14 protein-coding genes are annotated in these 15,320 nt (G+C 44.5%); 5 read left to right on the forward strand and 9 right to left on the reverse strand.

Features of this window, described 5'->3' with window-relative positions; genetic code table 11:
• Window positions 1-2: 2 nt before the first annotated feature.
• Together E5Y90_RS10460 and E5Y90_RS10465 are read left to right on the forward strand one after the other, a co-directional pair.
• On the forward strand, window positions 3-1,187 hold the full coding sequence (locus tag E5Y90_RS10460; protein WP_174660169.1) for an iron-containing alcohol dehydrogenase: 1,185 nt from the start codon (window positions 3-5) through the stop codon (window positions 1,185-1,187).
• A 257-nt stretch (window positions 1,188-1,444) separates the two neighbouring features.
• Complete coding sequence (locus E5Y90_RS10465) at window positions 1,445-2,833, forward strand: APC family permease (RefSeq protein ID WP_151204063.1); 1,389 nt, start codon at window positions 1,445-1,447, stop codon at window positions 2,831-2,833.
• A 58-nt stretch (window positions 2,834-2,891) separates the two neighbouring features.
• Here E5Y90_RS10465 and E5Y90_RS10470 read toward each other — a convergent pair whose 3' ends face one another.
• The 9 genes from E5Y90_RS10470 to rplU all read right to left on the reverse strand — a co-directional run bounded on the left by E5Y90_RS10470 (window position 2,892) and on the right by rplU (window position 11,051).
• Window positions 2,892-3,281, reverse strand: a complete 390-nt coding sequence (locus tag E5Y90_RS10470; protein ID WP_228723956.1) for a hypothetical protein — start codon at window positions 3,279-3,281, stop codon at window positions 2,892-2,894.
• A 165-nt stretch (window positions 3,282-3,446) separates the two neighbouring features.
• Window positions 3,447-3,923, reverse strand: coding sequence for a tRNA (cytidine(34)-2'-O)-methyltransferase (locus tag E5Y90_RS10475; RefSeq protein ID WP_151204061.1), 477 nt, complete (start codon window positions 3,921-3,923; stop codon window positions 3,447-3,449).
• 168 nt (window positions 3,924-4,091) lie between these two features.
• Window positions 4,092-5,480 carry a siroheme synthase CysG gene (cysG, locus tag E5Y90_RS10480; RefSeq protein ID WP_174660171.1) on the reverse strand — a complete coding sequence of 463 codons (1,389 nt, stop codon included), beginning with the start codon at window positions 5,478-5,480 and terminating at the stop codon, window positions 4,092-4,094.
• Between the two features lie 68 nt (window positions 5,481-5,548).
• Window positions 5,549-6,820 (reverse strand): serine--tRNA ligase, encoded by a 1,272-nt coding sequence (gene serS, locus E5Y90_RS10485; protein ID WP_151204059.1) that lies wholly within the window; start codon window positions 6,818-6,820, stop codon window positions 5,549-5,551.
• A 100-nt stretch (window positions 6,821-6,920) separates the two neighbouring features.
• Window positions 6,921-7,661, reverse strand: coding sequence for a DUF3298 domain-containing protein (locus E5Y90_RS10490; protein WP_228723957.1), 741 nt, complete (start codon window positions 7,659-7,661; stop codon window positions 6,921-6,923).
• Between the two features lie 136 nt (window positions 7,662-7,797).
• A complete protein-coding gene (locus tag E5Y90_RS10495) occupies window positions 7,798-8,949 on the reverse strand; it encodes an IS4-like element ISAbe18 family transposase (protein WP_096901158.1) in 1,152 nt (383 codons plus the stop codon).
• Between the two features lie 135 nt (window positions 8,950-9,084).
• Window positions 9,085-9,780: an outer membrane lipoprotein chaperone LolA gene (lolA, locus tag E5Y90_RS10500; RefSeq protein WP_174660172.1), complete on the reverse strand. Its 696-nt coding sequence runs from the start codon at window positions 9,778-9,780 to the stop codon at window positions 9,085-9,087.
• Between the two features lie 685 nt (window positions 9,781-10,465).
• Window positions 10,466-10,720, reverse strand: a complete 255-nt coding sequence (gene rpmA, locus E5Y90_RS10505) for a 50S ribosomal protein L27 (protein ID WP_004814861.1) — start codon at window positions 10,718-10,720, stop codon at window positions 10,466-10,468.
• Between the two features lie 19 nt (window positions 10,721-10,739).
• A complete protein-coding gene (rplU, locus tag E5Y90_RS10510) occupies window positions 10,740-11,051 on the reverse strand; it encodes a 50S ribosomal protein L21 (protein WP_151205530.1) in 312 nt (103 codons plus the stop codon).
• A gap of 439 nt (window positions 11,052-11,490) precedes the next feature.
• Between rplU and sdsA the strand changes: the two genes are divergently transcribed.
• The 3 genes from sdsA to E5Y90_RS10525 all read left to right on the forward strand — a co-directional run bounded on the left by sdsA (window position 11,491) and on the right by E5Y90_RS10525 (window position 15,288).
• The gene (gene sdsA / locus E5Y90_RS10515) at window positions 11,491-12,468 is read left to right on the forward strand and encodes an All-trans-nonaprenyl-diphosphate synthase (RefSeq protein ID WP_151205818.1); all 978 of its coding nucleotides are present in this window, start codon (window positions 11,491-11,493) and stop codon (window positions 12,466-12,468) included.
• A 15-nt stretch (window positions 12,469-12,483) separates the two neighbouring features.
• On the forward strand, window positions 12,484-14,526 hold the full coding sequence (locus E5Y90_RS10520) for a site-specific recombinase (protein ID WP_174660173.1): 2,043 nt from the start codon (window positions 12,484-12,486) through the stop codon (window positions 14,524-14,526).
• Window positions 14,527-14,685: 159 nt separating this feature from the next.
• On the forward strand, window positions 14,686-15,288 hold the full coding sequence (locus E5Y90_RS10525) for a phosphatase PAP2 family protein (RefSeq protein WP_174660174.1): 603 nt from the start codon (window positions 14,686-14,688) through the stop codon (window positions 15,286-15,288).
• Window positions 15,289-15,320 lie beyond the last annotated feature (32 nt).

Below are 15,320 nucleotides of genomic sequence, written 5' to 3' on the forward strand. Positions count from 1 at the left end.
CCATGGCTAAACCATATTACGAATTTTTCTGCCCGGTCAAAGTCATTGCCGGTCATGCCGCGTTAGAACATATTCCATTTGAACTGGCTACCTTGGGAGCAAAGCGTCCACTGATCATTACCGATAAAGGGGTACGCGCCAACAATCTGCTTATACCGATTGAAGACGCTTTTGAATCTGCCGATGCCGTGATTGCGGGCATTTTCGATGATGTTCCGCCAGATTCGAGTCTGGAAACAGTACGCAAGGCTGCAAAACTTTATCGTGATCAGAACTGTGATGCCATTATTGCAGTTGGGGGCGGTTCAGTCATTGATACTTCAAAAGCGACCAATATTCTAGTCTCTGAAGGCGGTAATGATTTACTGAAATACTCAGGCGCACATAACCTGCCTAAACCGCTCAAGCCTTTCTTTGTGATTCCGACGACCTCAGGCACTGGCTCAGAAGTGACCATGATCGCTGTCGTGTCAGATACTGAAAAGAATGTCAAAATGCCGTTTGCCTCTTATTATCTGATGCCGCATGCAGCAATTCTTGATCCGCGCATGACCCAAACGCTCCCCCCACATCTTACGGCAATGACAGCGATGGATGCCATGACCCATGCGGTAGAGGCCTATACCTGCATGGCGGCCAATCCGATTTCAGATGCTTATGCCACCGCAGCAATTAAAAAGATCAGCGCGCATCTATTTAATGTTCTGGACACGCCAACCGATGCACAAGGACGCTTAGAACTGGCTCAGGCATCGACCATGGCCGGTATTGCCTTTTCTAACTCTATGGTGGGACTGGTTCACTCACTCGGTCATTCCTTAGGTGCGGTCGCGCACCTGCCGCATGGTTTATGTATGAACCTGTTCCTGCCTTATGTGCTGGAATACAACAAAGAGGTCAATGCAGAGAGAATTGCCGATTTACTCCTGCCTCTGGCCGGTGCAGATATTTATGCACAAACACCAGCGCATTTACGTGCTGATAAAACCATCGCGATGATTATGACGGTGCGTGACCGCATTTATAGTCTGACTAAATTACCGCGGACTTTAAGTGAAACTGGCAAAATTTCTGAAGCACAACTGGATGAAGTGGCGGAAAAAGCCCTGAATGATGGGTCAATCATTTACAACCCGAAAGAAGCCACGCTAGAAGATTTGAAATCTATCTTAAAAAAGGCTTGGTAATTACTGAAAAATAAGCCAATATAGCGAAAATTTTAGCCTGATGTTTTTTTAAACATCAGGCTTTTATCTTGCATGAACGCTATTTTTTAAGAAACAGCATATTTTTGCAGTTCTAAAGTTAAAAATAGCTAGTAAAAGCCATCATTTTGGAATAGATTGGCGCACTTTTACAGAAAAATGTAGGGGGGATCGTTCGTCTCAAACGATCCTTATTTAATATGACTGATCCTTGATCAACGATTAAGAGGATAACGCCGTTGACTAATTTCTCTGGGACTCAATCGGCAGCTAAACTGCAAAAAACGCTAGGACTCTGGCACATCATTATTATTGGTTTGGCTTATATTCAGCCAATGACCTTATTTGATACTTTCGGTTTAGTATCAGAAGCAAGTCACTTCCATGTTCCTACTTCTTACATCATTGCCCTGATTGCAATTTTGTTTACTTCGATCAGTTATGGTCATATGATCCGTCGCTACCCCTCTTCGGGTTCAGCCTATACCTATGCGCAAAAATCAATTCATCCAAATATTGGCTTCATGGTCGGCTGGTCGTCGTGGTTGGATTATCTGTTATCACCGATGGTCAATATCATCCTGGCGGTCATTTATCTGAAGGCCTTGTTCCCGGATATTAACCCCTGGGTTTGGGTGGTAGCTCTGACGGCCTTTATGACCGGGATCAACCTGCGTGGTGTGCGTTTTGTCGCTAACTTTAACAGTATGATTGTGTTGATCCAGTTAATCGTGATCGCGGCCTTTACCTGGATGGTATATACCAAGCTTCAGGCCGGTTTCAATGCTGAAGGTCTAATTACTGCGGAACAGCGTTATCAGTTATGGAGTATGGAACCGTTCTGGAATGAGTTAACCTCGGTCGGTGCCCTGATTACAGGTGCTACCCTGCTATGTTTTTCTTTCACCGGATTTGACTCTTTAAGTTCACTGGCGGAAGAAACCAAAGATACCGAGAAAACCCTGCCTAAGGCAATTTTCTTAACCGCTTTAATTGCCGGTGTGATCTTCATTATCAGTACCTACTTCATGCAGCTCTATTTCCCGTCAGCACCGGGGACTTACTTTAAGAATATTGCCGAGACCCAGCCAGAAATTCTGTTATTGGTCGGTGGCTCGCTGTTCCAGTCTTATGTACTGGCATTTGCGATCGTAACGGTGATGGCATCCGGCATTTCTGCACATGCCGGTGTATCGCGTTTAATGTATGTGATGGGTCGCGATGGTGTGATCAACAAGAAAATCTTTGGTCATATCAGCCCACGTAATTTCACACCGTCTTACAATATTATGATTGTGGGTGCTGTGGCGCTGACTGCAGGCTTCATGGATCTGGATATCGTGATTTCCATGATCAGCTTTGGTGCATTGACTGCATTTACTTTTGTGAACCTGTCTGTCATTTCACGCTATGCTTTGCGTGATGGCCGGACCAAAACAGCAAAAGATATTTTCAGCTTTGTGGTTATTCCTTTACTGGGCTTCATCAGTGTTTTTGCTATGTGGCTGGAAATTGAAGAAACTGCATTGAAATATGGTTTATGGTGGGCAATGTTTGGTATTTTGTACTTGGGTTATAGAACCAAGGGCTTTAAGCACCCAGCTCCTCAACATAACGAATTTGAATAATATTTCACTTTAAAAAAGGCGCTTGATGCGCCTTTTTTAGGCTTGGATTTTGCTGCGCTTAGTGTAAACGGCAATCAAAGCCCATCTTGGTATTGACCCGATTATTCTGATAACCCAGTTTTTCAATAAACCCATCACGATTCGACAAGAGTTTCTGGTCTTCGGGGCGTAAACGGGCTTTATTTTCAACCATGAGCTGATACATTTCATTGACCACTTGTTGGAAAATATCACAGACTTCCTGACGTTTGGACTGCTTCAGTTTACGTCCATGCCAGGTCCATTCAAAATCATCACGCTGAAGTGTTTGCCCCCACTGCTCAATGCGAAAATTTAAACGCTGCTGCATCTCTGCCAGACTCTGCTGCACTTCTGCCTGAGTGATAGGCTGAATCTTTTCTGGCGCTGCTACTGTTTCCTCTTCAGCATGAAGCGGTAAAGCGGTCATTCCCAAATATAGGGCGAGGGACAGTGTTAAGATCGGCTTCAGACACATATCCTTGTTATTTCCGTTGCTTTTATTCAGCTCATCATAACAAATGAAGCCAAGAGGAGGATGAGTGTTGGGAAAATAAAAAAGCTGCCCTTAGGCAGCTTGTCATGCATCCAAAGATTAAAGAGCTTTAAAACCCTGCTGACGCCAGGCTTCATAGACAATCACGGCAGTGGCATTCGACAGGTTCAAACTACGGGAATTTTCAGCCATCGGCAGACGAATCCAGTGCTTTTGTGGGAACATCAAACGTACCTGTTCAGGCAGGCCTCGGGTTTCAGGCCCCATGAGTAGCGCCACCGGGCGGTTTAAATCTGAGGTATGCGGCGTTTCAAAACCTTTGGTGGTCAGCGGATAAACCGCATCAATTCCCACACCCTTGCTGGCCAGATCAGCCAGACAATCTTCGATATTGTCCCAGATCTGTAGATTGGCATATTCATGATAATCTAAACCAGCCCGTTTCAGTTTTTTATCATCCAGCTCAAATCCTAGCGGTTTGATCAAATGTAATTGTGCGCCGGTATTGGCACACAGGCGAATGATATTCCCTGTATTTGCGGGAATTTCTGGTTCATAGAGAACGACATGGATCACTTTTATTCACTCAATATTTTAAATATAGGCACAGGGTTTAGCTGATGTATCGGATCTAAACATTGTTCCTGCATAGTTTTTTACAGATATAACAGATCAAGGGCATCAAGTATCGCTCACCTTATACAGGACTTACGACCTGCGCTTAACGTTCTTACAGAGCCACAATCACGCCTCAGCGCGCTCCTGCCATTGCAATTGTTCACGCAAGCGGACCACCTCACCAATAATGGTTAAAGTCGGGGCCTGTATTTGATGTTCGGATACTTGAGCTGCAATATTTTGCAGGGTTCCCACTACAACTTTCTGCTCGGGTGTGGTGCCTTTAGACACCAAAGCCACAGGCATATCAGAACGCTGACCATGCTCAATTAACTTTTTGCAAATAGTTTCCAGTCCGATCAGACCCATATACAACACCAGTGTCTGATTTTCATAAACCAGCTCAGACCAAGGCAGTTCAGGTGAACCTTCTTTTAAATGTCCGGTCAGAAAACGTACACTTTGTGCATAATCACGATGAGTCAGTGGAATTCCGGCATAGGCTGAACAGCCCGATGCAGCTGTAATCCCCGGAACCACCTGAAATGGAATACCTGCAGCAAAGAGCTCTTCAATCTCTTCCCCCCCTCGCCCGAAAATAAAAGGGTCCCCCCCTTTTAAACGGCAGACCCGCTTGCCTTCACTGGCATATTTCACCAGCAAGGCATTGATTCCTTCCTGTGGAACGGCATGATTGGAACGTGCCTTACCAACATAGACTTTTTCTGCATCACGGCGGCACAGCTCCATAATCGGTGCCGAGACCAGACGGTCATAGATGACGACATCCGCTTGTTGCATCAAGCGCAAAGCCTTGAGGGTCAAAAGCTCTGGATCACCTGGTCCCGCTCCGACCAAATAGACTTCACCTTTCGGTTGCTGCCATTCATTTAAGGTTTGCTCAATCAAGCGATCCGCTTGGACCAGATTGTCATTAAATACATGTTCTTTCAGCGGACTGGCGTATAGGTCTTCCCAGAAAATCCGGCGTTTATCCGGATTGCTAATTTTGGCTTTCACCGCAGCGCGCCATTTTCCAGAAAATTCAGCCAGTTTTCCCATACCATGCGGAATAACAGCTTCTAGCTGGGTACGGATCTGGCGAGACAGCACAGGTGATGTGCCATTAGTCGCCACAGAAATCACCAAAGGAGAACGGTCAACAATCGCCGGCACCATAAAACGGCAATGCGGCGGATCATCAACACTGTTGACCAATACATTTTCAGCTTCACAGGCTATAAATACCTGCTGATTAGTATCGGCTTCATCGGTCGCCGCAATCACCAAACGGTATTGGCGCAGCGGCAGGTCGACACTAAAACGTGCCTGTACATACTGCCCAGCGGACTGCTGCACAATCTCCAGCAAAGCCGTTTCAATTTCAGGAGCAATCACATGAATGATCGCCCCGGCTTTCTGCAGCAATAATGCTTTCCGGTAGGCAATATGCCCACCACCGACAATCAGACAAGGTTGCTGCTGCAACTTTAACGAGATTGGAAAAATATCCACGGATTACCTCAAAACTTTAAATCTGACTGTCTATACCTTGATGCTGCACAAAATGCTGTGTACCGACCTTAGTCGATATAGCTTACCCCACCCATATATGGACGCAATACTTCCGGAATCTCGATTGAACCATCAGCACGCTGATAGTTTTCCATAACTGCCAGCAAGGTACGACCTACAGCCAGACCTGAACCATTCAAGGTATGCACAAATTCAGTTTTCTTCTGGTCAGCACGGTAACGCGCTTTCATACGGCGTGCCTGGAAATCTCCCATATTTGAACATGATGAAATTTCACGATAGGTATTTTGGCTTGGCACCCAGACCTCCAGGTCATAGGTCTTGGTTGCCCCAAACCCCATATCGCCCCCACACAAGATGATTTTACGGTATGGCAGACCTAAGGCTTGCAAAATACCTTCTGCATGACCGGTTAGCTCTTCCAAAGCCTGCATAGAGGTTTCAGGTTTTACGATCTGCACCATTTCCACTTTGTCGAACTGGTGCTGACGGATCAGACCACGGGTATCGCGGCCATAAGAACCTGCCTCACTACGGAAACATGGCGTATGCGCTGCATATTTCAGGGGCAGACGTTCTGCATCAATGATTTCATCACGTACAAAGTTGGTCACTGGCACTTCAGCAGTCGGAATCAGATAAAATTCTTTTTCACCTTGCAGCTTAAATAAGTCTTCTTCAAATTTTGGCAACTGGCCTGTACCACGCAGGGAATCCGCATTGACCAGATACGGGACATAGGCTTCGGTATAACCATTTTGCAGGGTATGCGTATCCAGCATAAACTGGGTCAGCGCACGTTGCAGACGCGCCAATGGCCCTTTTAATACGCTAAAACGTGAACCGGTTAATTTGGTCGCTGTTTCAAATTCCAGACCGCCCATCATTTCACCAAGGTCAGTATGGTCTTTGATTTCAAAGTCGAAGGCGCGTGGTGTACCCCAAGTCAGGACTTCTACGTTGTCATTTTCATCCTTACCTTCAGGCACGGATTCATCCGGCAGGTTTGGAATAGACAGGGACTTTTCTTCGAGTTCAGCTTGCAGCTCAGCCAGCGCAATTTCAGCTGCCTTGATTTCATCACCAATCGCCGCCATACGGGTCATGATCTCAGAAGCGTCACCGCCTGCTTTTTTGATCTGACCCACTTGCTTGGCACCCGCATTACGCTCAGCTTGCAAGGATTCAGTTTTGGACTGAATCTCTTTACGGCGGGCTTCCAGTGCAGCCCACTCTTCTACATTCAGTTGCACGCCACGTTTTGCCAAGGCTAGATTTACAGCCTCAATATTATTTCTGAGTAATTTCGGGTCGATCATAACCAATCTTTGGATAAGAAAAAAACTGGCTATAGTGTAAGCTTTTAACGTTAAAAAATACAGTGATCAAGCCAATAGCTGGGGGTTATTAGAACAATATTTAAGGGCGCTCTTTAGGTGCAGCCGGCAAATATCGTGGCTGAAGAATACCGTTTAACTGTGAATAAGGCACTTTTAATTCCAGCACTTCCTGGGTGCCCAGACTCAACTCGTTCTGCGCATAAACCAGTACCAGTCCCTGCCGATCCAGATAATAATTATCGCTCAGCTTAAGCTGTGACTGTTTAACTGTTCCTTTCTTTAATTTGTTTGGATATTGCTGATCTACAACATTCATGAGTTCTGCCTCTCGCGTAGCCAGCATGATTTCATGCAAAGCCAGACGCTTTTTATGCTCCAGATCTAAATTGATATATTCCTGATGCTGAATACGCCGACCAGAAGCTTTGGCCAGATGGCTGCTTTCCAGCACAAAGGTAGCAATCGGCCCCTGCTGCCCCACATAACTGACCCGAATCCTACGCTGGTCTATAAGTCTGGATTGAGCCTGAGCAGATACCAGCGGACTAAAGGCAACCGGTTCAGTACGTTTGATCCGCTCGATAAAATATTGGTCAATCCACGGGATATGGGTATCTACGGTAGATAGATCAAAGCGGACACAGCCTTCTTTGTCACAGACCATCGGAGCAGCCTCCTGAACAGGTACTGTTTTGACCTCAATCTGTATTTCCTCTTTTTGTACCTTATTGTGAGATCCAGGCTGGCAACCGTATAAACCCAGCATGAAGACACTGCTGATTGACAGCCAGCGTAGGATATAAAATGGATATTGTTTCATCCCAGGCTCCTTATCCTTCAGTGCTTGTCACCTATTTCAAGCCAAATTCTTCTATCTCTCTAAAATATGGCTGCTTTCAAATTGCACTCTACATATCAAAAAAGCAACCCGTAGGTCATTGCTGTCCCACAATTTTTCACAAGAGGAAGCTCATTTGAGCTTCCTCTTGTTTTATGGGTATTTTATCGGGTGAAAATAAAGCTTTTAAAGTTCTTCTTTCAAACAAATTCACTTGAATTATTCTGAGTAAACGTTGAACTGTCCAACCTGTTTTTCCTAAATGTCGAGCGAAACTCACCAATAAATAGGCGATCATCGCAATCCAGATTTGTGTCTGAATTGCGTTCCTGCTGCGGCCTAGAAACGCTTTTAATTTGAGATTCTGCTTAATCGCCTTAAAGAACAGCTCAACTTTCCAACGATCTTTATAAATCGCCGCAATGGTGGAGGCGGCTAAATGAAAGTTATTGCTGAGAAAGCTAAAGTGCTTGCCACTTTGCTGATCTCTATATTCAATTCTTCTTAACACTGGGGCTTTTCTTTTTAGGGCATGTGCGCTATTCAGCTGAATGGTTTCATCTTTTAGAATACCTTTGGATTCAAGCACTGGATGTTGCTGGATCACCTGATACACAGATTTAGGCCTAAAACGTGTGACAAATCCAATGTTTTGAGCAGTCAGATTTGCATACCATTGGTAATCGACATAGCCTTTATCAAAAACTACAATGCTGCCAGCAGGAAACTGGAATTTGCGGCCTTGTACCATGTCATTTTCTTTGCCATTTTCAACTGCAACAAACTCAGGAATATCATTGCTGTGATTCAATCCTATACTGAGTTTCATGCTGGCTTTTGAGTCGTGAACTTTGGCCCATTCACATAAGGAAAGCGACAGGTCAATATGACTGGCATCCAAGGAATACAAGGGATTCTTAAAGCGAAATTTATGAGCTACTTTTGAGTGTTCATAGTATTTAAGCAACTTGTAAAATAGCTGTTGATACAAGGTAGCAGGCTGCTGCTCATTGATTCGTGCCAGCGTGCTTCGGGGAATAGACTTTGCTCCGAGATGACTTAGCTTTTCCTGTTGGCACTCCAAATTGGATTGAATATCTCTCAGACTTTGCCTACAAGAGAATTGAGACATCAATATGGCAATAAACTGATCCCACCGGGAAGCCGCTCTAAATTTCTGTCCAACATGGTGTACTTTAGCAAGTTGTTCAAAATCCTGTCGCACAACAGGTTTAATTAGCTCATGAAATACGGTATTCTGATGTGACAAAACCTGAATCCTGGTCGTTAAAGTGTTTGTTTGCACTCATATTTTAACTGTTAGGACTCAGGTTTTTTTATTTAAAGCAAACTATGGGACAGCAGTGACCCGTAGGTTGCTTTTAACTGTATTTATTCATCCAGCTTATTGATCAATAATGTCCGTTCCCTTTGGCGGAGTAAAGTTAAAGGTGGAGGCCGGAATACTGCTATTCACTTTTACATTATTAAAGCGAATATGGGTCGTCTGTCCTAAAGAGTCCTGTAAAATCATCAGAGTAGGTGCTTTATTCGCGCCAAAACTGATGGTCAGACTTTCAAAGACACCATCGGTATTTTTGGGATACAGCGTATAATAAGTCTTGCCTTTGTTCGGCTGGGTCACACGATAAGACTGCATGATCTGACTGGTATTACCGGACAATAATAATGCAGGCGTGTTTGCTACCTGTTCATCCAGACTCTGACGTACTGCTTGTTGCAGGTCGGGGTCATAAATCCAGACGGTTTTACCCGTGGTCACAATGGTCTGTTTCGATGGGCTTGACGTTTCCCAATAGAATTTACCCGGACGTTCTACCTTCATTACCCCTTTAAAGGTCTGATTCATATGCTGCGCGGTCAGCCCTTTATTCTGGGTGGTTTTAGGAGCGGTCAGCTTGGTGGTCTGCTCAAAGTTTGCAGTCAGACTACGAATATTGTTCAGCTGTTTGATCAGGCTGGTAGTGGCCTGTTGCTCCGAAGCCGCTACTGGCGCAGCAAACACGGTTGTACTCATGACCGGCCCTAAAGTGACTGCACCCAAGGCCATCGCACATACGGTTTTACGAAGCATTTGCATAATTTCACCTTTATATTTGCGTCAGCGCAATTTATTCAATGTCTCATCTTAAACGAAAATAAAAAGCTAAAATGATAGAAAATAAGAATTTTTGTATGGTTATTAATTCGAAATTGATTTTTTTGTTCATCATGATGAAGAAAAATTAACAATCCCAAAGAAGCTCCTGCTCATTTCGGAGCTTCTTAAAATTCTCGTTATTTTATGAGTCTAGCCGCTATTTCCTTTATCATCCCACAGAAAAGCTCGTGCCAAAATAACCCGATTAGTCGTAGTGGCCAGTTTATAGACATATTAATGGTTTTCAGTTAGATCACTCCAACCGATGACACCTCCCTGTTCACTTCCCCATACTCCAACGCTGATACTCAGCCCAGCATATTGAAACCCACCTCTGTAGGCTGTGTATTACCTTTGAAGCAAGCCTTGATCAAGAGTTTTTTCAAAATTTTATTCATATCTCTATTCTATTTTTATACTTTTTGCTTTTAATTACCCACCTTAAAACAGGTAATTCAAATCACGTTTAACTCTATATTTAAAAATTTTTTATTATGAATAGTTTTAAATTACGGATTATTTTTCTTGTAAACTGGTAATTATTGAATGTTAGTTCAGCTGTGTTTAATAATTCAGTTAACATAAAAAAACCCGCAAAATTTGCGGGTTTTATTTCTATTAAAGCTTAAGCTTCAACAGATACGTAGCGACGACCGAATTGGCCTTTCACTTCGAATTTTACTACGCCATCAGCAGTAGCAAATAAAGTATGGTCACGGCCCATACCTACGTTTACACCAGCATGGAATTCAGTACCACGTTGACGAACGATGATGTTACCTGCAGTTACAGTTTGACCACCGTAAACTTTAACACCTAACATCTTAGGATTCGAATCACGACCGTTCTTAGTCGAACCACCGGCTTTTTTAGTTGCCATGTCTATTTACTCCTAGTAATTAGCCTGAGATACCAGTAATTTTCAACTCGGTGAACCATTGACGGTGACCTTGTTGCTTACGGTAGTGCTTACGACGACGCATTTTAACAATACGGATTTTGTCGTGACGACCATGGCTAACCACTTCTGCAGTTACTTTAGCGCCAGCTACAACTGGAGCACCGATTTGAATGCTCTCACCGTTTACAAGCATAAGTACGTCGTCAAACGTAATCGTTGCACCAGTTTCAGCTTTCAATAATTCAACTTTAAGGGTTTCGCCCTCAACTACACGGTGCTGTTTACCACCGCTTTGGATTACTGCGTACATAATGTACTCCAAATATGCCCGTGTCGTCGTGCCGATAAAGGAATATACCGATCTTAAAACGAACGCCACTGGGGGTTGCACAAGGGCAAGGATTTTAAGGGATATTTAAGAAAACAACAAGCCATTTCAGGCAAATAGTGCGATGTAAACTCACTGAAAATTTTAACAATTTAATTATGCTCATAAAATCAATTACTCATCTACGAGCTAATAAAAAATGATAGCGAAAAACAGTCAACTTTAAGTAATATAGCCAACCTATAAAATTCAAAGACATGCAAAGTCAGGCAATTTTTTTTAGGCAAAAATGCCTGACCCACCCAAAGAAGTACGATAAAAGCTGATTTGTAGTGGAGTTTATGCATTTCTTATGTTTCACTCATGTTATAAATTGTTAAACTACGCGCTGCGATTTACCGAATTAGAGGTTTTCTTTGAAATGACCATCGACTTTAAGCAAGATATTCTCGCTCCTGTGGCTAACGACTTTGCTGCGATGGACACATTTATTAATGAAGGGATTACTTCAAAAGTTGCTTTGGTTATGGCAGTTAGCAAACATGTGGTGGAGGCTGGCGGTAAACGCATGCGCCCGATCATGTGCCTTTTGGCAGCTAAAGCCTGTGGTGCAGAAAACCTGGAACAACACCGCAAACTGGCTGCGATCATTGAAATGCTGCATACCGCCACGCTGGTTCATGATGATGTCGTAGATGAATCTGGCCTGCGCCGTGGCCGACCGACTGCCAATGCCACCTGGGATAACCAGACCGCGGTTCTGGTTGGAGACTTCCTGATTTCACGCGCCTTTGACCTGCTGGTTGATCTGGACAATATGGTCCTGCTCAAGGATTTCTCGACTGGTACCTGTGAAATCGCAGAAGGTGAAGTCCTGCAACTACAGTCTCAGCATCAGCCAGATACCACAGAAAAAACCTATTTAGATATTATTCACGGCAAGACTTCCCGCCTGTTTGAACTGGCGACCGAAGGTGCAGCCATTCTGGCTGGTCAGTCTGCATTTCGTGAACCTTTGCGGAAATTTGCCGGCCATTTTGGCAATGCCTTCCAAATTATTGACGATATTCTGGATTACACTTCCGATGCTGAAACCTTAGGCAAAAACATTGGCGATGACCTGATGGAGGGCAAACCGACCCTACCACTGATTGCAGCCATGCAGAACACCACTGGCGAAGATCATGAAGTTATTCGCCGTAGTATTGCCACTGGTGGTACTGAACATTTGGCACAGGTGATCAGCATCGTCAACAGTTCAGGAGCATTGGATTATTGCCGCCAGCGTGCGACTGAAGAAACAGAAATTGCAATTTTAGCCTTGAACGCCTTGCCTGACTCAGAGTATCGTCAGGCCCTGATCAATCTGGCCAAACTGGCGCTAAACCGTATTCAATAATGACCTTTCCTGCCTATGCATATTAATTTTGTTGATCTTTTCCAAAGTATGCAGTACCAGCTTGAGCAACCTCAGGTGGTACTGGATGAAAACCTGCTAATCCAGCTTGTAGAGCGTATAAGGCCAGAGGACAGCAGAGATACCGAAGAGATCGAAGCAAAGTTTAATATCTTTATTCGTGCACTGTTATTGACTCCCAATGCAGTGTCGACCTTGCAGACTTTTACCCTAAGAATTATTAACCGTTACAAGCAGACTAGCCTGTTTTCCGATACTGGCATCCTGTCGCTGGACGGTTTCTGGAACCAGCTGAACCAGCGGATTGGAGCGCATATACTGCCGATCATTCCAGATCATCGAAACCTGCAAGAACTGTTCCGCAAGATCTTTTATCTGCGTACTGATCAATACTGGCTGGATTATTTTGATGAAGCCGACTGGCAGCGACTGTTTTCGGTCATGAATCAGGGACATTCCAATCAGCAGGAAAAAACCCGTATTAAAGATGAAATCATCAAAGCTCTGACTATTCTATCTTACCGGATCAGTGGTATTGGCTTGCATCCAGAATTCATTAATGCCCAACCTGAACTCATGGAATATGAATCACCTTTTCTGGTACAGAACCGTGAGATCAACGAATTTATCCAGGAATATAAAAAACGCTATAACACGGTCAAGCTGGTGGATTCGATTACCCCCCCGGATGCCTCACAAGCGCTGGTGATGCTGGAACAATGTCATGATGTAGTCGCCAAGATTCGCCGTTCTACTAAACGGATTGGAGTCAGTGTCAGCCTGACCTATATGCTGGCCTTACTTGAGCAGTGTCTGGAACGCGTTGAAATTTTGCTCAACATGGTCATGGATGAAGATGACCTGCGTTATCAGTCTATTGGGCTTTTTATTGCAGATATTACCGAAGCCATTTATAGCGAGCGCAGTGTCCGTGCCTTGCTGGCAACCAATAGTGAATTACTGGCCTTACAAGTCACTGAAAATGCCAGCAAGACCGGCGAGCATTATGTCAGTACGGACAAGCAAGGCTTTCTGGGCATGTATAAGTCAGCGGCCGGTGCGGGTGCCATCATTGCCATCATGGCAACGCTCAAAATATTGATGGCCCGGGTCAGTATGGCACCGCTGATGCAAGCTTTTAGCTATAGCATGAACTACTCTTTAGGTTTTATGCTGATCCATGTGCTGCATTTTACCGTGGCGACCAAACAGCCCGCGATGACCGCAGCCGCCCTAGCCACCACCGTCCAGCAGCGCAAAGGCGCGAAAATGGCCCGAATCGCCGAGCTGGCCGCCCTGATCGTGAATATTATCCGCACCCAGTTTGTGGCAATTTTGGGAAATATCTCGATTGCCATTCCAGTGGCCGCCCTGATTACTCTGATGTGGGAAGTCGCCTTGCATGAACCGCTGCTGACCCATGCCAAAGCAACCACCACCTTACATAGTCTGAACCCGTTTACTTCTCTGGCGATTCCTCATGCTGCCATTGCCGGGGTTTGCCTGTTCCTGTCAGGGCTGTTGGCCGGTTACTTTGACAATATGGCCGTCTACCGCAAAGTCGGTCCACGTCTCAAAGCGCATGTGCGTCTGTCTCAGCTGATGGGCCACGAGCGTCTGCAACGCTTTGCTGACTATATAGAGCGCAATCTTGGCGCACTAGCGGGTAACTTTCTGTTCGGGATCATGCTGGGCAGTATGGGGACCATCGGTTTCATCCTCGGTTTACCTTTAGACATCCGTCATATTGCCTTTGCCGCAGCAAACTTCATTCAGGGTCTGCTCAGTATTAATGGACCGGATATTGGACTGATCATCGTTTCTTTTCTGGGGGTTTTGCTGATTGGCCTGACGAACCTGTTTGTCAGCTTTACCCTGACGATTATTGTGGCTTTACGTGCCCGTCGGGTTCGTTTTGAACAGTGGAAACCTCTCGCAAAATTAGTGATGACTCACTTCCTGACCCGGCCAAGCGATTTCTTCTGGCCACCTAAGCAAGAGATTGAAATTGACGAAAATCATACATCGACTAAAACTTAAAACTGCGACAATTATCCGAGCTTTATAGAGAGAATTCCTTAATAAATAAAAGGAATTCGCATAAAATACGCACACTTGAAAAAAAGTGTACTGACAAGTACACTTTGGTTCAGACAATCAACCGGTCTTTTATCGGTGAGAGGGACAAGGATTTCCGGCATGCCTTACTTGTTACTTTTTGTCGGCATTTTGCTTTTAATTTTCAGTGTCTTATTCTTGAATATTGCAGCTTTGAGCCGGCTTGACCTGCTCAGTATGCAATGGCTGAGTGAGTATCGCACCCAGACTTTAAATCAGATTGCACAGTCCTTATCAGTGATAGGTGGCATGCCATTTGTATTATTTTTATCCACACTATGGTGTATTTCTTTACTGTGGTATAAAAAATATGCAAGCGTAATTTTTATATGTATCGGAGTTATCGGAGGAATACTTCTAGCCTGGCTACTGAAATTCGTGATTGCCCGACCACGCCCCCCAGCATCCTTTCATCTGGTGGAAAGCTTTGGAAGCTCTTTTCCAAGTGCCCATAGTCTATATGCGGCCTGTCTGAGCTGTCTGGCAATTTACATATATCGGCAACATTCCCGACATACCATTATCATAATGATTGCCGTAGGGTGGCTGCTGATTATGGGTATTTCAAGAGTTTACCTAGGTGTACATTTTCCTTCAGATGTCATATCCGGCTGGAGTATAAGTTTTATTTGGATTTCGTTGTGGTATATGGTGTGGATCAGATATTGCACGATTCTAAAATAAAAAAATATTTAGATAAAAATCTAATTGAGGTG

It is taken from the genome of Acinetobacter sp. 10FS3-1 (genome assembly GCF_013343215.1).
GTDB lineage: Bacteria > Pseudomonadota > Gammaproteobacteria > Pseudomonadales > Moraxellaceae > Acinetobacter > Acinetobacter lwoffii_C.

Coding starts and splice junctions, on each gene's coding strand:
- E5Y90_RS10460 (WP_174660169.1), top strand. CDS start 3: ATGGCTAAACCATATTACGAATTTTTCTGCCCGGTCAAAGTCATTGCC.
- E5Y90_RS10470 (WP_228723956.1), bottom strand. CDS start 3,281: ATGACCGCTTTACCGCTTCATGCTGAAGAGGAAACAGTAGCAGCGCCA.
- serS (WP_151204059.1), bottom strand. CDS start 6,820: ATGATCGACCCGAAATTACTCAGAAATAATATTGAGGCTGTAAATCTA.
- E5Y90_RS10490 (WP_228723957.1), bottom strand. CDS start 7,661: ATGAAACAATATCCATTTTATATCCTACGCTGGCTGTCAATCAGCAGT.
- lolA (WP_174660172.1), bottom strand. CDS start 9,780: ATGCAAATGCTTCGTAAAACCGTATGTGCGATGGCCTTGGGTGCAGTC.
- rpmA (WP_004814861.1), bottom strand. CDS start 10,720: ATGGCAACTAAAAAAGCCGGTGGTTCGACTAAGAACGGTCGTGATTCG.
- rplU (WP_151205530.1), bottom strand. CDS start 11,051: ATGTACGCAGTAATCCAAAGCGGTGGTAAACAGCACCGTGTAGTTGAG.
- sdsA (WP_151205818.1), top strand. CDS start 11,491: ATGACCATCGACTTTAAGCAAGATATTCTCGCTCCTGTGGCTAACGAC.
- E5Y90_RS10520 (WP_174660173.1), top strand. CDS start 12,484: ATGCATATTAATTTTGTTGATCTTTTCCAAAGTATGCAGTACCAGCTT.
- E5Y90_RS10525 (WP_174660174.1), top strand. CDS start 14,686: ATGCCTTACTTGTTACTTTTTGTCGGCATTTTGCTTTTAATTTTCAGT.